The 20,150-nt window shown below is 72.8% G+C and carries 14 protein-coding genes, 6 tRNA genes and 1 riboswitch; of the genes, 9 read left to right on the top strand and 11 right to left on the bottom strand.

Annotated features, from left to right (window positions below):
• Positions 1 to 9: 9 nt before the first annotated feature.
• Together MW084_RS13345 and MW084_RS13340 are read right to left on the bottom strand one after the other, a co-directional pair.
• On the bottom strand, positions 10 to 261 hold the full coding sequence (locus tag MW084_RS13345) for a DUF3073 domain-containing protein (protein ID WP_010471445.1): 252 nt from the start codon (positions 259 to 261) through the stop codon (positions 10 to 12).
• 403 nt (positions 262 to 664) lie between these two features.
• Entirely contained in the window at positions 665 to 1,747 is a 1,083-nt protein-coding gene (locus MW084_RS13340; RefSeq protein WP_010471447.1) for a Leu/Phe/Val dehydrogenase, read from the bottom strand.
• 154 nt (positions 1,748 to 1,901) lie between these two features.
• Between MW084_RS13340 and MW084_RS13335 the strand changes: the two genes are divergently transcribed.
• Both MW084_RS13335 and bldC read left to right on the top strand, forming a co-directional pair.
• Entirely contained in the window at positions 1,902 to 2,756 is an 855-nt protein-coding gene (locus MW084_RS13335) for a DUF8083 family protein (RefSeq protein WP_010471449.1), read from the top strand.
• 518 nt (positions 2,757 to 3,274) lie between these two features.
• Complete coding sequence (gene bldC / locus MW084_RS13330) at positions 3,275 to 3,481, top strand: developmental transcriptional regulator BldC (RefSeq protein ID WP_003949541.1); 207 nt, start codon at positions 3,275 to 3,277, stop codon at positions 3,479 to 3,481.
• A gap of 565 nt (positions 3,482 to 4,046) precedes the next feature.
• Here bldC and MW084_RS13325 read toward each other — a convergent pair.
• The 8 genes from MW084_RS13325 to MW084_RS13290 form a co-directional block, all read right to left on the bottom strand.
• Positions 4,047 to 4,121 (bottom strand) — tRNA-Asp (locus MW084_RS13325).
• Between the two features lie 108 nt (positions 4,122 to 4,229).
• Entirely contained in the window at positions 4,230 to 8,168 is a 3,939-nt protein-coding gene (gene hrpA, locus MW084_RS13320) for an ATP-dependent RNA helicase HrpA (RefSeq protein ID WP_010471450.1), read from the bottom strand.
• A 556-nt stretch (positions 8,169 to 8,724) separates the two neighbouring features.
• Positions 8,725 to 9,024 carry a WGxxGxxG family protein gene (locus MW084_RS13315; RefSeq protein ID WP_010471452.1) on the bottom strand — a complete coding sequence of 100 codons (300 nt, stop codon included), beginning with the start codon at positions 9,022 to 9,024 and terminating at the stop codon, positions 8,725 to 8,727.
• Positions 9,025 to 9,041: 17 nt separating this feature from the next.
• Positions 9,042 to 9,887 (bottom strand): PRC and DUF2382 domain-containing protein, encoded by an 846-nt coding sequence (locus MW084_RS13310; RefSeq protein ID WP_010471454.1) that lies wholly within the window; start codon positions 9,885 to 9,887, stop codon positions 9,042 to 9,044.
• Positions 9,888 to 10,505: 618 nt separating this feature from the next.
• A tRNA-Phe gene (locus tag MW084_RS13305) sits at positions 10,506 to 10,582 on the bottom strand.
• A gap of 24 nt (positions 10,583 to 10,606) precedes the next feature.
• Positions 10,607 to 10,681, bottom strand: a tRNA-Asp gene (locus MW084_RS13300).
• A 39-nt stretch (positions 10,682 to 10,720) separates the two neighbouring features.
• Positions 10,721 to 10,793: transfer RNA gene (locus MW084_RS13295), tRNA-Glu, on the bottom strand.
• Between the two features lie 80 nt (positions 10,794 to 10,873).
• On the bottom strand, positions 10,874 to 12,517 hold the full coding sequence (locus tag MW084_RS13290; RefSeq protein WP_275563607.1) for a metallophosphoesterase family protein: 1,644 nt from the start codon (positions 12,515 to 12,517) through the stop codon (positions 10,874 to 10,876).
• A 78-nt stretch (positions 12,518 to 12,595) separates the two neighbouring features.
• On the opposite strand from MW084_RS13290, the gene MW084_RS13285 reads away from it, so the two are divergent.
• The 5 genes from MW084_RS13285 (at position 12,596) to MW084_RS13265 (ending at position 17,547) form a co-directional block, all read left to right on the top strand.
• Positions 12,596 to 12,946, top strand: a complete 351-nt coding sequence (locus MW084_RS13285; RefSeq protein WP_010471459.1) for a metallopeptidase family protein — start codon at positions 12,596 to 12,598, stop codon at positions 12,944 to 12,946.
• A 1,029-nt stretch (positions 12,947 to 13,975) separates the two neighbouring features.
• On the top strand, positions 13,976 to 16,219 hold the full coding sequence (locus MW084_RS13280; RefSeq protein ID WP_010471462.1) for a DEAD/DEAH box helicase: 2,244 nt from the start codon (positions 13,976 to 13,978) through the stop codon (positions 16,217 to 16,219).
• Positions 16,220 to 16,373: 154 nt separating this feature from the next.
• Positions 16,374 to 16,446, top strand: a tRNA-Lys gene (locus MW084_RS13275).
• Between the two features lie 534 nt (positions 16,447 to 16,980).
• Positions 16,981 to 17,337: a PRC-barrel domain-containing protein gene (locus tag MW084_RS13270; RefSeq protein WP_010471464.1), complete on the top strand. Its 357-nt coding sequence runs from the start codon at positions 16,981 to 16,983 to the stop codon at positions 17,335 to 17,337.
• A gap of 39 nt (positions 17,338 to 17,376) precedes the next feature.
• Entirely contained in the window at positions 17,377 to 17,547 is a 171-nt protein-coding gene (locus MW084_RS13265) for a hypothetical protein (RefSeq protein ID WP_169331698.1), read from the top strand.
• A 39-nt stretch (positions 17,548 to 17,586) separates the two neighbouring features.
• On the opposite strand, the gene MW084_RS13260 is transcribed toward MW084_RS13265, so the two are convergent.
• The gene (locus tag MW084_RS13260) at positions 17,587 to 18,069 is read right to left on the bottom strand and encodes a DUF5994 family protein (RefSeq protein ID WP_010471466.1); all 483 of its coding nucleotides are present in this window, start codon (positions 18,067 to 18,069) and stop codon (positions 17,587 to 17,589) included.
• Between the two features lie 299 nt (positions 18,070 to 18,368).
• On the opposite strand from MW084_RS13260, the gene MW084_RS13255 reads away from it, so the two are divergent.
• Both MW084_RS13255 and MW084_RS13250 read left to right on the top strand, forming a co-directional pair.
• Positions 18,369 to 18,442: transfer RNA gene (locus tag MW084_RS13255), tRNA-Met, on the top strand.
• Positions 18,443 to 18,775: 333 nt separating this feature from the next.
• Positions 18,776 to 18,911: riboswitch (cyclic di-AMP (ydaO/yuaA leader) on the top strand.
• 12 nt (positions 18,912 to 18,923) lie between these two features.
• On the top strand, positions 18,924 to 20,045 hold the full coding sequence (locus tag MW084_RS13250) for a M23 family metallopeptidase (protein ID WP_010471469.1): 1,122 nt from the start codon (positions 18,924 to 18,926) through the stop codon (positions 20,043 to 20,045).
• Positions 20,046 to 20,150 lie beyond the last annotated feature (105 nt).

The following is a 20,150-nucleotide window of genomic DNA, read 5'->3' as shown; positions in this document are numbered from 1 at the left end:
GCGCGGGCGTCAAGCGCCGCGACGCTGGGATGACGGACCGGACTCCTCGTCCTCGTCATCCTCGTCGTTGTACAGCTCCGCGTAGCGGGCGTACGGGTCGTCTTCCTCGTCGTCGTCCTCGAACGGCTCTCCGTTCGGAGGCTGACTCGAAGTCGATGCGCCCAGCTCGCTGGCCAGCCGTGCGAGGTCCGTCCCACCGCTGTTGTACTTCAGCTGGCGGGCGACCTTCGTCTGCTTGGCCTTGGCCCGGCCGCGCCCCATGGCTCGACCCCCTCGATGACGGGGCTCGACGGCCCCAGAGTCTTGACACGCGTTCATGGTGCGGAACGGACTCTCCGTGGAGAGACCGGCCCGTGGGCTTTAACGGTACCTGCTTCCGCGGCCATACGGTACGCCGCCCGCATCACGCGCCTCGGAGCCGAACCGGCGAGGAGCCCCGTCCTCGCTGGTCAACTGCGATTTTAACCTCTTCCCAAGGTCGACCCGCCGACCGGCGTGAGCCATCTCTCTCTCAGGGCGAACGCACGCCTGTACGAACGCACCAATGCGCAGAGTGGCCGAAAGATGCCTCTGGGCAGGCGCGGAGCCGTCCGTCGGGTGTCCTGTCAAGGGTGCTCACCCGGCGGACGCGCGCTCCGTGACCGGAAACGGTCCGTGCGCGGTGCTACGCGCGGCGGGCGTCGGCCATCCGCTGCTCGGCGATCCGGTCGGCCGCGGCGGCCGGCGGGATGCCGTCTTCCTTCGCACGTGCGAAGATCGCCAGGGTGGTGTCGAAGATCTTCGCCGTCTTCGCCCTGCACCGCTCGAAGTCGAAGCCGTGGAGTTCGTCGGCGACCTGGATCACGCCGCCGGCGTTGACGACGTAGTCGGGCGCGTAGAGGATCCCGCGCTCGGCGAGGTCCTTCTCGACGCCCGGGTGCGCGAGCTGGTTGTTGGCCGCGCCGCACACCACCTTCGCCGTCAGGACGGGCACGGTGTCGTCGTTGAGGGCGCCGCCGAGCGCGCACGGCGCGTAGACGTCCAGGCCCTCGGTGCGGATCAGGGCGTCCGTGTCGGCGGCCACCCGGACCTGCGGGAACCGGTCGGTGATGCGGCGCACCGACTCCTCCCGCACATCCGTGATCACGACCTCGGCGCCGTCCTGCAGCAGGTGCTCGACCAGGTAGTGGCCGACCTTGCCGACGCCCGCGACGCCGACCGTGCGGCCGCTCAGCGTCGGGTCGCCCCACAGGTGCTGGGCGGAGGCGCGCATGCCCTGGAAGACGCCGAACGAGGTGAGGACCGAGGAGTCCCCGGCACCGCCGTTCTCGGGGGAGCGGCCGGTCGTCCAGCGGCACTCGCGGGCGATCACGTCCATGTCGGCCACGTACGTGCCGACGTCGCAGGCCGTGACGTAACGGCCGCCCAGGGAGGCCACCATCCGGCCGTAGGCCAGGAGCAGCTCCTCGGTCTTGACGACCTCGGGGTCACCGATGATCACGGCCTTGCCGCCGCCGTGCTCCAGACCGGCCAGGGCGTTCTTATACGACATTCCCCGCGACAGGTTGAGTGCGTCGAGGAGGGCCGCCTCCTCGGATGCGTAGGGGTAGAAGCGGGTACCGCCGAGGGCGTTGCCCAGGGCGGTCGAGTGGATGGCGATGACGGCCTTCAGGCCGGAGGCGCGGTCCTGGCACAGCACGACTTGCTCGTGGCCACCCTGCTCCGAGCGGAACAGGGTGTGCAGGACGCCGTCGGTCAGATCGGTCACGGTGGTGACTCCCAAGTACGAAGCGGCGGTGTCGGCCCCTCCAGGGGTGGGAAGGGGCCTGCTCGGCAAGAGGGTAAGTCCTACCTGGCCGTAAAGCCGACGCAGTGGGCAGGATCACCTCCCCGGCAGGTGTGCGCGTGGAAGGATGCGGCGCATGCCGGCTGTCTCCTCGGTCCTCGTCCCGTACGCCTCCTACCTGCGCGTCTACGAACCCCTGGCCGCCTTCCCGGAGCCCGAGCGCACCCACTGGACCCGTTACGCGGAGCGCGTCCTGCGCGGTGGGGCCCCCACGGCGCAGGACGAGCTGCGGCGCGCCCTGGCCGATCTGGTGTCGACGCCGCCCGTGCCCGTGCCGGTGCACGAGAGCGGCGACGCGTTCGTGACGGAGTCGGGCGGCGCGCTGTGCGTCTGCCCGTGGCGCACGCGGCTGCGCGCCTGGCTGGCGCTGGGGGAGTCGCCGGGGCTGCTGCCGCGGCCCGTGCTGGACGCGGCGGTGCCGCCGGTGGTGCGGGGGCAGGCGGAGGCGGACCACGAGCGGTGGCGGGAGCGGAACCCGGACGCGCGGCCGTGGATCAGGAGCGCCGTGTGGCAGGTGCCCGTGCGCTGGTTCGTCCTCTTCGCGGACGAGGAGCGCGAGTACGTACCGGGCGACGGGGGCGGGGAGGCGCCGATGCTGCGGTACCGGACGCCGATGGTCCAGGCGCGGCGGCGGGTGGCGCGGTCGCTGCGGACGCTGCGCGAGTCGATCGACGAGGGACCGCTCACGGAGGGCCTGGTGGACGTGGGGCGGTGGCTGGAGGAGTTCCACCCGCGTTCGCTGGTGGAGCTGGACTACGGCGGCCTGGTGCACGCCCTGCCGGCGGAGCTGCTCGCCGGGGACCGGTCCGCGGCGGACGTCGCGACGGGCATCGCCGCGCTCCGGAACGGCGACGAGGCGGCCGCGGGGGTGGCCTACGAACGGCTCGCGGAGCGGTGGCGCGCGGTGCGGGAGCGGCAGTCCGCCAACTGAACCGAAGATTCCCCAGTTAAGGCTGTTGCGCCGGAGGCTGTTGCGCCTGAGTCTTGTGTGACGTCGTAAGACGGACGGCTCTCCGCCGAACCGGGCCTTTGTCCCAAGGGTGATGGATCGCACTGACAGTGGCTCTTGCGCCCATCGCCCAACCTCGTGCCAAAATAGGACAAGGAGTCCGGGGAGGACTCTTTCCGCCCAACTATGGGTGGAAGGCTCAGCATTGCACGCTATGGGGGGTCTGGTGGCTCCTGATCGCTCTGTGACTGATCGTCACTGTGACGTGACTGTCCGCTATGGCATGGTCCATCGACTTCCGCCGTTGATGGATGCCTGAGAGGGCAATTCCATCGGTTTGGCCGAAGGTGGCTGGACAGATGGTGTAGTTGTAGTGCCGAGGACAAGCCGTTCGTCCTATAACCGACTCGGCCCGCGTCCGCCATTTCGGGCAACGCGGGTCAAGGTGCAGAATTTAGAGGAAAGAACCGAGAACGTCGGTTCTCCCGAGGAGGCCGCTCATGACCGCTCGCACCCCTGATGCTGAGCCGCTGCTGACCCCCGCCGAGGTCGCCACGATGTTCCGCGTGGACCCGAAGACGGTGACCCGCTGGGCCAAGGCAGGCAAGCTCACGTCCATCCGCACGCTGGGTGGACACCGACGGTACCGCGAGGCAGAGGTCCGTGCGCTGCTCGCGGGTATCCCGCAGCAGCGTAGCGAGGCCTGAACACCCCCTGTGAACCGGGCTCTTCCGGGTCCCCCAACCCGGCCCGCCCGCTTCGTGCTCCACTGGCGGCCACCCGCCCCAACGGGCTGACGTCATCGATCGCGCTGGACTCCGCCGGGTCCGGCGCGATCCTTTTTTTGTGCCGCGACGACGGTGGAGGGCAGTGCAATTGCACACATTAAATGGGCCTGATGGGCGGAAGGGGCCGGTGGGGCCGTTTCCCGGAAGGGTTCCGTGACTCGCGTCACATCGCGGCGGGGGCTTCGACGTCCCGTCAGGAGCGGTCGGCGACCTTGTGCCGGCGCCCCCGGCCCCGCCCGCGCCGCTCCGGACGCGGGGCGGCGTACGGGAGAAGGGTGTTCGCCCGGTGCCGGGAACGGAGAGGCGGGAGCGCGTAGGCCCCGTACCGGAACGCCTTCGGGAGACGGCCGGTGGCCTGGGCGCCATCCCGACCGACGCGCCGCCCGGCCGTAGGCGGCGAGACGGCCCGAGGCCCCGCGGGGTACGGGGTACGGAAGCACGACCGAGGCCCGCACCTGATGGTGCGGGCCTCGGTCGATCGATGCGGTCCTGACGGGATTTGAACCCGCGGCCTCCACCTTGACAGGGTGGCGAGCACTCCAAACTGATCCACAGGACCAGGTTTCGCAGCCGTTCGCTCCTTGGCTGCGAGAGAGACTCTACAGCAGGTCAGACCGTGCGGTCGAACTCACCCAAGGCGACCGCACCGTCACCGCGCCGCCCGGTTTCACGGCGCCAGCGCGTCGATCGCCTTCACGATCCGCTTGTCCGACACCGGGTACGCCGTCCCCAGGGCGTGCGCGAAGTAGCTCACCCGCAGCTCCTCGATCATCCACCGGACGTCCAGCACCTCCTGCGGCACCGGCCGCCCCTCCGGGAACTGCTCCAGCAGCCACGCGTACTCGTCCTGCATCTCGTGGACCCTCTCCATGCGGGCGGTGTCCCGCTGCGCCGACGTCGGCATCTGCTGGAGGCGCCGGTCCACCGCCACCAGGTACCGCATCAGGTCCGGCAGGCGGCGCAGGCCCGTCGCGGTGACGAAGCCGGGCGGCACGAGCGCCGCCAGCTGCTCGCGCACGTCCTGCACGTTGTTCACCAGGACCGGGCTGGTCACGGTCTTCAGGCGCCGCTCGCAGGACTGCCAGGCGGCCAGGATCTGCTGGACCTGGTCCACCGTCCGCACGGTCAGGTCGACCAGGTCGGCGCGGACGCCGTCGTAGAGCTTTCGGTACGCCTCCTCGTCCCAGGCCGGACCGCCGTGGTCGGCGATCAGCCGGTCCGCCGCCGCCGTCGCGCAGTCCTCGAACAGGGCCTGCACCGAGCCGTGCGGATTGCGGGACAGGGCCAGCTTCTGCTGGTTCGTCAGCTTGTCGGACGCGAACTTCGCCGGATTCACCGGGATGTTCAGCATGACGAGCCTCCGGGTGCCCCGCCACATCGCCCGCGTCTGCTCGGCCTCGGTGTCGAAGAGGCGCACGGCGACCGTCTCGCCCTGGTCGACGAGTGCCGGGTACGCCTTCACCGGCTGGCCCGCCCGGCGGGTCTCGAAGACGCGGGTGAGGGTGCCGATCGTCCAGTCCGTCAGGCCCGAGCGCTCCAGCGACCCGCTCCCCGGGCCCGAGGGGCCCGCCGTGGCGGCCGCCGCGGCCTTCGACAGGGCCTGGCGGGTCTTCGGGCGCAGCCTCAGCCTCAGCGCCTCCAGGTCCTTGTCCTCGGCGAGTTTGCGGCGCCGCTCGTCGACGATCCGGAAGGTGATCTTCAGATGGTCGGGGACCTTCGTCCAGTCGAAGTCGTCCGGGCTCACCGGGACGCCCACCATGCGCTTCAGCTCCCGCGCCAGGACGGACGTCAGCGGCTCCGCGCCGGGCGCCGCCGCGGCCAGGAACCGCTTCGCGAAGTTCGGCGCCGGCACGTAGTTGCGGCGGATCGGCTTCGGGAGGGAGCGGATCAGCTCCGTCACGACCTCCTCGCGCAGCCCCGGGATCTGCCAGTCGAAGCCCTCGCCGGTCACCTGGTTCAGCACCTGGAGCGGCACGTGGACGGTGACGCCGTCGGCGTCGGCACCCGGCTCGAACTGGTACGTGACGCGGAACGCGAGCCGGCCCTGCCGCCAGGTGTCCGGGTAGTCGGCCTTGGTGACCGCGCCGGCCTTCTCGTTGATGAGCATCTCGCGCTCGAAGTCGAGCAGCTCGGGCTCGTCCCGGCGCTTGTGCTTCCACCACGAGTCGAAGTGGGCGCCCGACACGACGTGCGCTGGGATCCGCCGGTCGTAGAAGTCGAACAGGGTCTCGTCGTCGACGAGGATGTCCCGGCGCCGCGCCCGGTGCTCCAGCTCCTCGACCTCGGTGAGCAGCCTGCGGTTGTCGGCGAAGAACTTGTGGTGGGTGCGCCAGTCGCCCTCCACCAGGGCGTTCCGGATGAACAGGTCGCGCGACACCTCGGGGTCGATGCGGCCGTAGTTGACCTTGCGCTGGGCGACGATCGGCACGCCGTACAGCGTCACCTTCTCGTACGCCATCACGGCCGCCTGGTCCTTCTCCCAGTGCGGCTCCGAGTACGTGCGCTTCAGCAGGTGCCCGGCGAGCGGCTCGATCCACTCGGGCTCGATCCTCGCGTTGACCCGCGCCCACAGCCGCGACGTCTCGACCAGTTCGGCCGACATCACGAACCGCGGCGGCTTCCTGAACAGCGCGGAGCCGGGGAAGATCGCGAACTTGGCGTTCCGCGCGCCCAGGTACTCGTTCTTCGCGCCCTCCTTCACGTCCTTCACGCCGATGTGGGAGAGCAGGCCCGCGAGGAGCGACACGTGGACGCGCCGCTCGTCCGCGTCCTCCTCGTTGACGTGCATCCCCATCTGCTTGGCGACGGTGCGCAGCTGGCTGTAGATGTCCTGCCACTCGCGGATGCGCAGGTAGTTGAGGTACTCCGACTTGCACATCCGGCGGAACGCCGACGACGACAGCGCCTTCTGCTGCTCGCGGACGTACCGCCAGAGGTTGAGGAAGGCGAGGAAGTCGGACGTCTCGTCCTTGAAGCGGGCGTGCTGCTGGTCGGCCTGCGCCTGCTTCTCGGCGGGCCGCTCGCGCGGGTCCTGGATGGACAGGGCCGCCGCGATGACCATGACCTCGCGGACGCAGCCGTTCCTGTCGGCCTCCAGCACCATGCGCGCCAGGCGCGGGTCGACGGGGAGCTGGGCCAGCTTGCGGCCGAGCGGGGTGAGGCGCTTCTTCGGGTCCTTCTGCGCCGGGTCGAGCGCGCCGAGCTCCTGGAGGAGCTGCACGCCGTCGCGGATGTTGCGGTGGTCCGGCGGGTCGATGAAGGGGAACTTCTCGATGTCGCCGAGTCCGGCCGCCGTCATCTGGAGGATGACGGACGCGAGGTTCGTCCGGAGGATCTCCGCGTCCGTGAACTCCGGGCGGGCGAGGAAGTCCTCCTCGGAGTACAGCCGGATGCAGATGCCGTCGCTGGTGCGGCCGCAGCGGCCCTTGCGCTGGTTGGCGCTGGCCTGGCTGATCGGCTCGATCGGCAGGCGCTGCACCTTCGTGCGGTGGCTGTAGCGGGAGATCCGCGCCGTTCCGGGGTCGACGACGTACTTGATGCCGGGGACCGTCAGGGAGGTCTCCGCCACGTTGGTGGCGAGGACGACGCGGCGGCCGGCGTGCTGCTGGAAGACGCGGTGCTGCTCGGCGTGGGACAGGCGCGCGTACAGCGGCAGGACCTCGGTGTTCCGCAGCTTCCTCTTCAGCAGCGCGTCCGCCGTGTCGCGGATCTCCCGCTCGCCGGAGAGGAAGACCAGGATGTCGCCCGGCCCCTCCGCCTGGAGCTCGTCGACAGCGTCGCAGATCGCGGTGATCTGGTCCCGGTCGGGCTCCTCGGAGTCCTCCTCCAGCAGCGGCCGGTAGCGCACCTCCACCGGGTACGTACGGCCGCTGACCTCGACGATCGGCGCGTCGCCGAAGTGCCGGGAGAAGCGCTCGGGGTCGATGGTCGCGGAGGTGATCACGACCTTGAGGTCGGGGCGCCTCGGCAGCAGCTGGGCCAGGTAGCCGAGGAGGAAGTCGATGTTGAGGCTGCGCTCGTGGGCCTCGTCGATGATGATCGTGTCGTAGGCGCGCAGCTCGCGGTCGGTCTGGATCTCCGCGAGGAGGATGCCGTCCGTCATCAGCTTCACGAACGTGCCGGAGCCGACCTGGTCGGTGAAGCGGACCTTCCAGCCGACCGCCTCGCCGAGCGGTGTCCGCAGCTCCTCCGCGACGCGCTCCGCGACCGTGCGGGCCGCGAGCCGCCGGGGCTGCGTGTGGCCGATCATGCCGCGCACGCCCCGGCCCAGCTCCAGGCAGATCTTCGGGATCTGCGTCGTCTTGCCGGAACCCGTCTCACCGGCGACGATCACGACCTGGTGGTCGCGTATCGCCTCCAGGATCTCGTCCTTCTTCCGGCTGACCGGAAGCTGCTCGGGATAGGTGACCTCGGGCACCCGGGACGCCCGCTCGGCGGTGCGGGCCGCCGCCTTCGCCGCCTCGGCGGCGATCTCGTCCAGTACGGCCTGCCTGGCCTCGGGCTTGTGGATGCGGCGGGCGCCTTCGAGACGGCGGCCGAGCCGGTGGGCGTCGCGCAGGGGGACCTCGGCCAGCAGGCCCTGGAGGTCGGCGAAGGAAGTAGACATACCGCCTCCCAGGATCTCACCCGCGGCTCGGGAGTGGCGAACGGATTTCTCCTGCCATTTCGGGTGAAAAGGGTGGCGGGTCGTCGGCGGGGAGGGTGCCCGCCCGGTGCCCCGCACCGATGCCCGGTGGTACGGCGCGCGGCCCGTGCGGCTGCCGGTGCCGGCGGGGCCGCCTGCCCGCGCGGCCGGGCGGCGCGGTCGGGCGACACGGCGGGGGAGCGGGGGAGCGGTCCGCACGGGAGCCGTGTCGTGCGGCGGGCGCCGCCGCGGAGCGGTCTCGTCCGGCGGACCGGCCCNGCGCCGCGGGCGTCTTCGGGGCCGCCCCGTCGCCGGACCCCGCCCGGTCCGCCCGTGACCCGGATGGCGGGCCCGGCGGACGGCGGGCGCAGCGCCGCCCCGCGGACCACCGGCGTCCCGCCGTACCGCTCGCCGACGTGCGGTTCCGGCCCGCGGCGACGGCGGTACGGCGGCCCGTGTCCGCCTCCGGGGGCGACGGCCCCACCGGAGGACCGGTGGGGCCGTCGCCCCCGGAGGGGACGTGGTGGAAGCGACCGTCTCAGATCCGGTCCGTGGGGTGGGCGCCGCCTCCCATGCCCGGGCTGGTGCCCCGGGGGTTCGTACCGTGCGACTTGGAGCGGCGGGGGATGAGCCCCAGCAGACCCAGGAGACCGGTGAGACCCCACAGGCCCCAGTCGCCGTTGTCGTCGTCCTTGTTGTCGTCCTGGGCCAGCACCTGGACCGGAGCGGCCTGTACGGCGGACGCCAGTTCCACGGCCGGTGCCTGTGCCGCCGCGGTGGCCGCGGGGCCCGCGACCAGCGCCGCGGTCAGGAAAGTGCCGACAATCGTGCGTCGCATGGTTCCTCCTTCGTCGATCACCGGTTCGGCCCGTGCTTGGGGCCCCGGCCGCGTTCGCCTCCACGACCGCGCTCGGACCGGTCGTCGTCGTACTCGATCTTCTCCTTGCGCACCTGCCCGGTGACCTCCTGCTCCTCGGTGACCCTCTCGGTCTCCAGCCGGACGCGCTCGACGGGGACGGACTTCTTGCTCACCGTCGGCCGCTCGGCGTGCAGGGTCACCTCCTGCTCAGTGTCCTCCATGGGGGTCGCGCGCTCACCGGGGCGGATGGGCTCGCGCACCACGCGGACCTCCTCGTGGCTCACCGGCACGCTCGTGGTCACGTCCTCCGTGACGACGTACTTGCGCAGGCGGGCGCGACCCGTCTCGTACTGCTCCGTGCCGATCTGCATCTGCTCCTCGGAGCGGGTGATCCCCTCGTCCTCCGCGCCGGAGCGCATCGCGGCGGCCGGCTGGCGCCCGTGGTGGGCGCGTTCCGAGGCCATGCCCCCGGTACCGGCCATACCGCCGGCGGCCGTGCCCGCGGTCCCCGCGGTGCCGCCCGGGGTGAGCCGGTAGTGCCGGTAGAGCCGCTGCTCCTCGGTGGCGTCGAGGTGCTCGTCGACGTCGATCCGGGGGGCGTCCTTGATCATGTCCTTGGCATACGGCACGTGGAGTTCCCCACCTCGCCGACGGGCGCCGGCCAGGGGGACGAAGGTTTCCTTGGTGCCGAACATGCCGGTCTTGACGGTGACCCACTCGGGGGTGCCGAGCCGGTCGTCGACGTAGACCTGGCCGATCGTGCCGATCTTCTCGCCGTTCGAGTCGTAGGCCGTCTCGCCCTGGATTCCCTCCACGGAGAGCGCCTTGTCGTTCTGGGCCATGCTGGATCCTTCCTGGCTGCGGGCCCGCCTCCGGGAGACAGCGGGTGCGATGGGCCGGGCCCTGCGTCCATTGCCGGTGACCCGGGAGGAGCCCGCAACTCGGGTTACGCCGGGGAACCCCGCCGTCCGCCGGTCCGGGGCACGTTCCCGGGTGGGCCCGCACCTCCCCGCCTTGAGCCGGACGGGTGAATCCAGGCGGGAGGGGTTCGCAAGCGGTGAGGTTCCGGCCGGTACCGGACGGTTTCCTTCCCCGGTCCACAAGTGCCGGGTCGTCGCTTCGGCCGGGTGAGAGGGGCATGGCACGGGCGGGCCGTGGGTTTCCGTACCGGAGGTTCTCGCGCATGGAGGGGGTCCCTCCTGTGGTGCCTGCTCACACGGGGAAGGCCGTACCCGGGGCGCGGCGGGGCCTCGCGGGGCGCTGCGGGGGTGGTCCGGGCCGTCCACGGTGCGGGATGGCCCGGGGCCTCGTCGGGGCCCGGTCCCCGGCGGGCCGCGTCTTCCACTGTCCGCGCCCCCGTGAGGGTCCGCAACCGGGGCACGGGGCACCCGCGCGGTCCGGGTGGCGTACCGGTCGGCGTGAACGACGAAAGGCCCCGTCCGTGGACGGGGCCTTTCGGCTGGTGGCTGGGGCCGGGGTCGAACCGGCGACCTTCCGCTTTTCAGGCGGACGCTCGTACCAACTGAGCTACCCAGCCACGAGGTTTCACGTGAAACCTCAGCGGTCCTGACGGGATTTGAACCCGCGGCCTCCACCTTGACAGGGTGGCGAGCACTCCAAACTGCTCCACAGGACCAAGCTTTGTGCGGTCACTAGTCTCGCACAAGGTAAAGCGTGCCCCCAACGGGATTCGAACCCGTGCTACCGCCTTGAAAGGGCGGCGTCCTGGGCCACTAGACGATGAGGGCTAAAGGCCCGCCTGGGCGCTCTTCAGCGCGTCGGGGACGTGAGAAGCATATGGGATGGGGGGACCGTTCGCCAAAACGGTTCACGGGCGGGACGCCGGGGCGGAGGTCCGCCCCGGCGGCGGGACCGTCCCGCCGGACGGCTGCGGGACTCCGGACGGGGAACCGGTCGGGACTCCGGACGGAGAGCCGGACGGCGTGGGGGGCGTACCCGGCAGCACCTCGTCCGGGACGTGCCGGGCCACCTCCGCCGTGGTCAGGCCGAGCCCGCCCAGGGTGATCTCGTCCCACGCCTGGAGCCGCCGGGTGTCGCGGTCCAGGTACAGCACCGACGCGTGGATCCTCTCGGGCTCCGCCTTCTCCACGGCCCGCAGTCCGCCGCCCCCCGTCGACCCCTCGATCTTCAGACGGGTGCCGTTCGGCAGCACCTCGTTGACCCGCCGGTGGACGTGCCCCGACAGGACCAGCGGCACCGCGCCGTCCGTCCGGTGGGCCGCCACCGGGTTGTGGACGACCGCGATGTCCACCGGGGTGCCTGCCCGGGCCTGCGCGCGCAGGGACCGGGCCAGCCGGTCGCCCGCCGCCCGCTCGGCGTCGTCCCCGGCCGCCACGACCGACCGGTCCGGCGTGAACTGCGGGTCGCCGGTGCCCGCCACCCGCACCCCGGCGACGGTGACGGCCCGCCCCCCGTCCAGGACGTGCACGTTCCGCAGTCCCTCCAGGTACTTCTGGGTGACCGCCGAGTCGTGGTTGCCGCGCACCCACACGTACGGCGCGCCGAGGCTGCTGATCGGGTTCAGGAAGACGTTCTCGGCCGCGCTGCCGTGGTCCATCGTGTCGCCCGAGTCGATGATCAGGTCGATGTCGTACTGCTCCACGAGGGAGCCGACGATGTGCCACGACGCCGGGTTCAGGTGGATGTCGGAGACGTGCAGGACGCGGATGGTCGCCGGGTCGGGCTGGTACGTGGGGAGGGTCGACGTCGCGTCGTACAGCCTCGTCACGTTGGTGACGAGCCGGGCCAGCTCCTTCTGGTAGACGTCGAACTCGGTGACGATCGACCGCGCGTTGCCGACGACCGACGGGGCGCTGCTGAGGAGCCCCGAGAAGCGGGGCTCCAGGACCGACTTGGGGTTCCACGTCGCGTACGCCGACGCGCCCGACGCCGCCAGCAGCGCCAGCGCCAGCCCCCCGGCCGCCAGGGCGCGGCCCGGTCGCCGGTAGACCACGAGGCCCAGGGCGCAGGCGCCGGTGACGACGGCGACGCAGGAGCGGACGGCCAGGTCGCGGGCGCCGTCCAGGACGTCCGCGGTGATCTCCTCCTGGAGGCCGGAGATCCGCTCGGGGTGCTCGACGAGGGCCTGGGCGCGGACCGGGTCCAGGCGGTCGACGTCCACGGCGAGGCGGACGGGCGCCGTGTGGGAGTCCAGGCCGAGGGCGCCGAGCGGCGAGACGTTGATCTCCGTACCGCCGGCGAGGGACGGGCGGAGCGTCATGCTCGTGTCCACAGGACCGACCGGCACGTGCACGCCGCCGAGGGCCAGCAGGCCCAGCCACGCCCCGGTGGCGGCCACCGCGAGCAGCCCCAGGGCGCGGAGCGGGCGCGGGGCGGGCGCGAGCGCGGGGGGAGGCGCCGCGGAGCCGGCGCGGCTCTTCGCGCGGCCTTTCACGCGACGCAGGGCTCGGGCGACACGGGCGTACGAGACGCGGACGACTGCTCGGGCCATTGGGGCCGTATGCCCACGGGGGCGCGCGGCCATGCCCGTACGCATCCGGGCGCGCCTCCCATCCACGACAATGGCCGAGTGCTGGAGATGACGCGTGAGGAGTTCGAGGAACTGGTCGCCGAGGCGCTCGACCGGATCCCGCCGGAGCTCACCCGGCTGATGGACAACGTCGCCGTGTTCGTGGAGGACGAGCCGCCCGCGGACGACCCCGAACTGCTCGGCCTGTACGAGGGGACGCCGCTCACCGACCGCGGGGAGTGGTACGCCGGTGTGCTGCCCGACCGGATCACCGTCTACCGCGGGCCGACGCTGCGGATGTGCGAGTCCCGCGAGGACGTGGTCGCCGAGACGGAGATCACCGTCGTGCACGAGATCGCCCACCACTTCGGCATCGACGACGCGCGGCTGCACGAACTGGGATACGGCTGACCGGTGTGCCGCCGGGGCGTGTCCCCGGCGGCACGGCGGGAGTTGGGCAGGGGGATCCCGCCCGCTCCCGGGCTCCCGCGCCGGCCCCCGGTGGTACCCCCTCCGGCCGCCGACCCCGCGTTCCGCTCCGGGGAGCCCCGCCCGTCCTGGAGGTGCTTCGTGCGCCGGTTGCCCGCGCCCGTCCGGTGGACCGTCACCGTGGTGGCGGTCCTGGTCTCCGCCGGTTCCGCCGGTGGTTGTGTGAGCGTGTCCGACGGCGGGACCGAGCCGCCGGCGGACAGGACGGCGGTCCCCTCCGGGGCGGCGACCGGCAGGGAGGGCGGCTCGGCGGCGTCCGGCGGTGCGCACGAACCGCGCGGCGCGGGCGCCACCCGCGAGGCGGCGGGTGGGGCGGGCGCGGGCGGGACGACGGACGCGGAAGGCGGCGCCGGACCGTCGTCGGAGCCCGCCGCGTCCGCCNCCCNGCCCCCNGCCGCCCAGCCGGGACGGGGGCCGGGAGGCGGGCCGCGGCGGAAGACCCTCGCCCGGTACCGGCCCCGCCGCCGGGGCGGACGGCTCCGCCCGTCCCGGCGGCGGGGCGGGCGGCCAGGACGGCGGTACGGGGCCCGGCGCGCCGTCCCCGTCGCCCTCCGCGCCCGGGGCTCCGCCCGAGCCGACGGCCTCGGCGCCGCCGCAGCCGAGCGGGTCGCCGCCGGCCGACCCCGCGGACCCGCCGTCGGAGTCGCCCTCCGACGACGTTCGCGCCGAGGCGATGCGCGGCTGCCCGCCGCCCCTCCACCGGCCGGAGCCGGCGGCATCGCCGCAGGTCACCCTCGTATGAGGGGGCCGGCTTGCGCTGGGTGGGGGAGGGTGCGTATGGTAGTAGATCGTTTGATCCCATTTGCCCGGCGCCACGACCGAAGAGCGCCGCGTGTGGCGCGTACTCTCTCCCTTGCCGTGGCTGACCGCATCGAGGCGGTCGATTTGCTAAGCAGCGAAACACGGAGTTGACGGGCGCGTGCCGAGACTCCGGAAGGTTTCGCATTTCGCATGTCCATTTCCAGCACTGACGCAGTCCTGTCCGCGACCGAGCACACCGAGAACGACGAGGCGGCCGTCGTCGCCGCGGAGAAGGCGGTCGAGGCGGCCGTCGAGGCCGAGGAGACCGCCGAGGTCGAAGCCGACGCCGCCGACACCGTCACCTTCGGCGACCTCGGGCTTCCCGAGGGCGTCGTCCGCAAGCTCGCCCAGAACGGCGTCACCGTCCCCTTCCCGATCCAGGCCGCGACCATCCCGGACGCCCTGGCCGGCAGGGACATCCTGGGCCGGGGCCGTACCGGCTCCGGCAAGACCCTCTCCTTCGGTCTGCCGCTGCTCGCCACGCTGTCCGGCGGCCACACCGAGAAGAAGAAGCCCCGGGGCGTCATCCTCACCCCGACCCGTGAACTCGCGATGCAGGTCGCGGACGCCCTCCAGCCGTACGGCGACGTGCTCGGCCTGAAGATGAAGGTCGTCTGCGGCGGCACGTCGATGGGCAACCAGATCTACGCCCTGGAGCGCGGCGTCGACGTCCTCGTCGCCACACCCGGCCGGCTGCGCGACGTCATCAACCGCGGCGCCTGCTCGCTGGAGCAGGTCCAGGTCGCCGTCCTCGACGAGGCCGACCAGATGGCCGACCTGGGCTTCCTGCCCGAGGTCACCGAGCTCCTCGACCAGGTTCCGGCCGGCGGGCAGCGCATGCTCTTCTCCGCGACCATGGAGAACGAGATCGCGACGCTCGTCAAGCGCTACCTGAACGACCCGGTCAACCACGAGGTCGACAGCGCCCAGGGCAACGTCACGACCATGAGCCACCACGTCCTCGTCGTGAAGCCGAAGGACAAGGCGCCGGTCACGGCCGCGATCGCCGCCCGCAAGGGCCGCACGATCATCTTCGTCCGCACCCAGCTGGGCGCCGACCGCGTCGCCGAGCAGCTGCGCGACGCCGGTGTGAAGGCCGACGCGCTGCACGGCGGCATGACGCAGGGCGCCCGCACGCGCACCCTGGCCGACTTCAAGGACGGGTACGTGAACGTGCTCGTCGCCACGGACGTCGCCGCGCGCGGCATCCACGTGGACGGCATCGACCTGGTGCTGAACGTCGACCCGGCCGGCGACCACAAGGACTACCTGCACCGCTCGGGCCGCACCGCCCGTGCCGGCCGCTCCGGTGTCGTGGTCTCCCTGGCGCTGCCGCACCAGCGCCGCCAGATCTTCCGCCTCATGGAGGACGCGGGCGTCGACGCCTCCCGCCACATCATCGGCCAGGGCGGTGCCTTCGACCCGGAGGTCGCCGAGATCACCGGTGCCCGGTCGCTGACGGAGGTGCAGGCCGACTCGGCCGGCAACGCCGCCAAGCAGGCCGAGCGCGAGGTCGCCGAGCTGGCCAGGGAACTGGAGCGCATGCAGCGCCGTGCCGCGGAACTCCGCGAGGAGGCCGACCGCCTGGTCGCCCGCGCGGCGCGCGAGCGGGGCGAGGACCCGGAGAAGGCCGTGGCGGAAGCGGTGGAGACGGCCGCCGCGGAGGCGGAACCGGCCGCCGAGGAGCAGGCGTCCGTCCCCGCCCAGCGGGAGGACCGCCCGTCGTACGAGCGTCGTGACGAGCGCCCGTCGTTCAACCGGGACCGCCGTGACGACCGGGGTGACCGCCGTGACGACCGGGGTGACCGTCGTGACGACCGGGGCGGCGACCGTGGTGGTTTCCGCCGTGACGAGCGTCCGTCGTTCAACCGGGACCGCCGTGACGACCGGGGTGACCGTCGTGACGACCGGGGTGGCGACCGTGGTGGTTTCCGCCGTGACGAGCGTCCGTCGTTCAACCGCGACCGCCGTGACGAGCGTCCGTCCTTCAACCGCGACCGCCGCGACGACCGGGGTGACCGGGGCGGGGACCGCGGTGGTTTCCGCCGGGACGACCGCCCGTCGTTCAACCGCGACCGCCGCGACGAGCGTCCGTCCTTCAACCGGGACCGCCGTGACGAGCGTCCGTCGTCGTACGAGCGTCGTGACGAGCGTCCGTCGTTCAACCGGGACCGCCGTGACGACCGGGGTGACCGGGGTGGGGACCGCGGCGGCTTCCGCCGCACGGACCGGCCGTTCAACCGCGACCGCCGTGACGACCGCCCCGCGGGAGGCCACCGCGCCGCCGGCCACGACCGCCCGTACGGCCGGCGTGACGACCGCCGCGACGACCACCGGGGCTCCGGCTCCTTCGGCCGCCGCGACGACAAGCCGCGCTGGAAGCGCAACGGCTGACGCCTCGTAGGACCCTCGGACGGGCCCGTACGCGACCTTCGGGTACCGCGTACGGGCCCGTCCGCCTTCCGGGACGCGCCGGAACCGGACGTTGGGCCGATACCCGATCGGCACACCCTTCCGGGCGGGCTATGCTCAGGGATGACCCTGCCGAGGGCCCTTAGCTCAATTGGCAGAGCAGCGGACTTTTAATCCGTTGGTTGTGGGTTCGAGTCCCACAGGGCCTACCGGGTCACGAGCCGTCCTGCGGCTTCCGACCGAGGGTCTCGCGCCCCGGCCGCTCACGGCGGCCGGGGCGCACGTGTGTCCGGCTTCCCCTTGTGCACGGCACGCGAGCGGGTGGCCCGGCGCCTGCCGGCGCCGCGGGCGCGCGGGGGCGAGACGGCGTACGGAACCGGCCGCGCGGCGCCCCTGCGGCGGGGGGCCGTCCACCGGTGGAACCCATGGTGATCCGGCCCGTCCCACGCCCGGCGGACGGGGCGCGGCCCGTCCCCCCGCGGAGTCGGCGGTGGCGGTACCGGTCGGCGCCCGCGACGGGTTCCAACGACGGGTTGCGCACCCGGCCGGAGCCCGCGCGAACCGGATGCGTCCTCGGGCCGGCCACCGTCGGAGGGGGCGGACCGGCCGGCCGGTCCGTGTGGCGGCCGGGGAGGCACCGGGGCAGGCTGGGGGGAGACNGGGGNCGGGGTCACGGCGCCGTGCCGCTGCGGGACGGTGGGGCGGCCCCGCCCGGAAGCGTGCCCGACCAGGGAGCGGACCGCATGATCCACCCAGCGGACATCAGGGAGTGGCGGAACCAGGACGTCGTCGATCCGAAGGGACACAAGATCGGCGTGCTGGAGGCGGTGTACGTGAGCACGGCCACGGACGAGCCGGCCATGGCCACCGTCCGCACGGGACTGCCCACCCGTCAGCGGCTGGTGTTCGTCCCGCTCGACGACGCGACCGTCGGACCGGGGTACGTCAGGGTGCCGTACGACAAGGGCACGGTCCGCAAGGCCCCCGCCATCGGGACCGACGACGTGCTCGCCGCCGAGGACGAGCGGGCCGTCTTCCACCACTACGGCATGGCCTACCAGCCCGGTGCCGCCGGCGAGCGGCGACTCGCACGCCGCTGAACCAGCCCGTCACACCGATCACAGGGAGGAGTCCCCGACATGGCGGTCTTCCTGTTCCTCGTCCTCCTGGCCGTCGTGCTCGGCCTCGTCGGCGTCGCGGTCGAGGGGATGACGTACCTGCTGGTCATCGGCGCCGTCGTCCTCGTGGCCGATCTGGTCCTCCTCGGCGCCTACCTGGCCCGGCGCGGCCGGGGGCGCCCCGTGCGGTAGGCGGCCTCCTCCGGGCCGGCGCGCCCTTCCGCCGGGTCGTCAGTGCCGTGCCGCCCGATCGCCGCCGGTGTCGACGAGGATCTGCCCGGCCCGTGTGACGTTGTCGGCCCGGACGGCCTGCGCCATCGCGGCGCGTGCCGCCTCCGGGGACGTGTCCGGCGGTACGACGAGCAGTGAGAAGTGGTCCTGCTCGCCCCGGGTGACCAGGACGGTGTCGTCACCCACGGGGAACGAGGCGATGTGCACCACCCGGTCGTCGATGACCAGCCGGACCGGGAGCCCGTCCCAGGCGGCGGCGTCCAGGCCGACGCGGGTGATCGGGCCGAGGTGCTCGGTCAGGGCTCCGACCAGGGCGGGGAGCTCCTCCGTGATGTCACGGGAACGCGGCCACCACGCGCCGTCGAGGACGCCTTCGCGGGAATCCGTGGTCTCCAGCCGCAGGAGGGCCGTGCCCGGCCTCACCGCTTCGTGGCCGGTGTCCGGGAGGCGCCCGGGCGTGGGGGGTGTGTCGAAGTCGGCCATGGTGCTGTCCGCCTGTCTGCGGGATCCGGTCCCTACGGCGAACCGGACGTTCACCTTCCTCCCACGGTACTCCGCCGTACGGGCCGGGCCGCACATCCGGCCGGGCGCCCGGGAGGGTCCGATCCACCCCGGAGCGGGCGACCGGGCCTCCGGCCGGGAGCCGTGCGCCGGGGGTGCCACGGGTATGGTCCGCTGCCGCCGGAGGGTTCCCGGGAGGGGCTTTTCCGAGGGTCCGCCGGTCGGTGGGACGGAAACCGGTAAACGGACTCCCCGGGATGGCGTAAGGTGGTGTTCACCGACGCGGGGTGGAGCAGCTCGGTAGCTCGCTGGGCTCATAACCCAGAGGTCGCAGGTTCAAATCCTGTCCCCGCTACTGAAACCGAAGGCCCGGTGCACACAGCACCGGGCCTTCGGCGTGTTCGAGCGACAGGCCGGCGTCGGCGCACCGGGGCGGCATGCACCGTACGTGACGGAAGAGGTGCGTTCAGCCATGGAGGTTGACGCCCCGTCAAGAACTTCTCGGGTGCTTTTCGGAACCAGCGCCGCCGGAAAGCGAGTTGCTTTGTCGGGAATCGTCCTTTTCTGGGGCCTCGACTCGATCCCAACCAGCCCAGGTACCCCGGGCAACGGCTTGGAATACCACCCTCGCTTCTATTAACGTTCGATAACGCAGCGCGGTCGCGTCAGCCGCCGCAAGAGGCGGCACCGTGCGCATGCGCCGAATCCCGCAAGGGAACCGGGGAACCACCGCAATTGGGGTGAGTCGGGCTCTCGTCGGCCCGTAGGAGACCTTCCTGCTCCGAACCCGTCAGCTAACCCGGTAGGCGGAGAAGGAAGGAAAGGAGCGCGCCTCCGTGGCGTCCAACAAGCCTGCCCCCGAAGCCCCCTTCGGCCCGTACGACACGATCGGCCACCCCACCGCTTCGGGGACCCCGGATGCCGCCGCGCCCGCGGCCACCTCCGAGTGGAACCCGACGGAGGACACCGTCCGCCCCGTGCGGGGACGGCACCGCGTCGTCAAGCAGCGCGGCGGCCTCGCCCGCAGCTCCACCGTCCTCGGGGTCGGCGTCATCGCGGCCGTCGGCGCGGGCGGCATGGCCACCGCGCACGACAAGCCCCGGGTCGCGATCTCCCTCCCTGACATCGGCCTCCCCGACGCCTCCTCGCTCCCCGGCGTCGGCGCCCTGATCGGCGACGACGCGGACCGGGCGGACGACGCACCCGAGGAGGCCCCGGCGCCCGCCGACCTCGCCGCGCTCGGCCTGTCCGCCGGGGGCGGCACCGCCGACGCCCGGAGCGCCGGGGCCGACGCGGGCGAGGCGCTGCGGGCGCGCATCCTCCAGCAGGCCGAGCAGCAGCAGGCGTCCGCCGAGGCCGAGGCCCGCGCCGCCGCGGAGAAGGCGGCGGCGGAGGAGGCCGCGAAGAAGGCCGCCGACCAGCAGGCCGCCGCCGAGGCGGAGGCGAAGGCCGCGGCGGAGAAGGCCGCCGCGGAGAAGGCGGCGGAGGCGGAGCGCGAGCGCGCCGAGGCGGAGGCCGCCGCGAAGGCCGAGGCGGAGCGCCTGTCCCGACTGGCCGCGAGCTACGCCCTGCCGACCTCCTCGTACACGATCACCTCCACGTACGGGCAGGCCGGCTCCATGTGGTCCTCCGGCTACCACACCGGCCTCGACCTGGCCGCTCCCACCGGCACCCCGGCCAACGCCGTCCACAGCGGCACCGTCAAGTCCGCCGGCTGGTCCGGGGCGTACGGCTACCGCGTCGTGCTGGAGCTGGAGGACGGCACCGAGATCTGGTACTGCCACCTCTCCTCGATGACCGTCAGCGCCGGGCAGACCGTCGGCACCGGCGAGACGATCGGCCGCGTCGGCGCCACCGGCAACGTCACCGGGCCGCACCTCCACCTGGAGGTCCACACCGCCTCCGGCGGCGGCATCGACCCGCTGGCCTGGCTGCGCGGCAAGGGCCTCACCGTCTGACGCCCGGTGCGCCCCGGCATGCCGCGCGGCGGCCGGGGCGCCCACGGCACCCGCGGGGAGCCCCGGCCCGGGGTCCCCGGACGGCCCCGGAGCCCNNTANNCGCC

Source organism: Streptomyces sudanensis (assembly GCF_023614315.1).
In the GTDB taxonomy this organism is placed as follows: domain Bacteria; phylum Actinomycetota; class Actinomycetes; order Streptomycetales; family Streptomycetaceae; genus Streptomyces; species Streptomyces sudanensis.
The sequence above is the reverse complement of the archived record's forward strand: the minus strand, read 5'-3'. Positions and strand labels throughout refer to the sequence as shown.

Bases quoted from the DNA above. Each gene is read 5' to 3' on its own strand.
- MW084_RS13280 (WP_010471462.1), top strand. From the start codon at position 13,976: ATGTCCATTTCCAGCACTGACGCAGTCCTGTCCGCGACCGAGCACACC.
- MW084_RS13270 (WP_010471464.1), top strand. From the start codon at position 16,981: ATGATCCACCCAGCGGACATCAGGGAGTGGCGGAACCAGGACGTCGTC.
- MW084_RS13335 (WP_010471449.1), top strand. From the start codon at position 1,902: ATGCCGGCTGTCTCCTCGGTCCTCGTCCCGTACGCCTCCTACCTGCGC.
- MW084_RS13265 (WP_169331698.1), top strand. From the start codon at position 17,377: ATGGCGGTCTTCCTGTTCCTCGTCCTCCTGGCCGTCGTGCTCGGCCTC.
- MW084_RS13310 (WP_010471454.1), bottom strand. From the start codon at position 9,887: ATGGCCCAGAACGACAAGGCGCTCTCCGTGGAGGGAATCCAGGGCGAG.
- MW084_RS13290 (WP_275563607.1), bottom strand. From the start codon at position 12,517: ATGGCCCGAGCAGTCGTCCGCGTCTCGTACGCCCGTGTCGCCCGAGCC.
- MW084_RS13345 (WP_010471445.1), bottom strand. From the start codon at position 261: ATGGGGCGCGGCCGGGCCAAGGCCAAGCAGACGAAGGTCGCCCGCCAG.
- hrpA (WP_010471450.1), bottom strand. From the start codon at position 8,168: ATGTCTACTTCCTTCGCCGACCTCCAGGGCCTGCTGGCCGAGGTCCCC.
- MW084_RS13315 (WP_010471452.1), bottom strand. From the start codon at position 9,024: ATGCGACGCACGATTGTCGGCACTTTCCTGACCGCGGCGCTGGTCGCG.
- bldC (WP_003949541.1), top strand. From the start codon at position 3,275: ATGACCGCTCGCACCCCTGATGCTGAGCCGCTGCTGACCCCCGCCGAG.
- MW084_RS13260 (WP_010471466.1), bottom strand. From the start codon at position 18,069: ATGGCCGACTTCGACACACCCCCCACGCCCGGGCGCCTCCCGGACACC.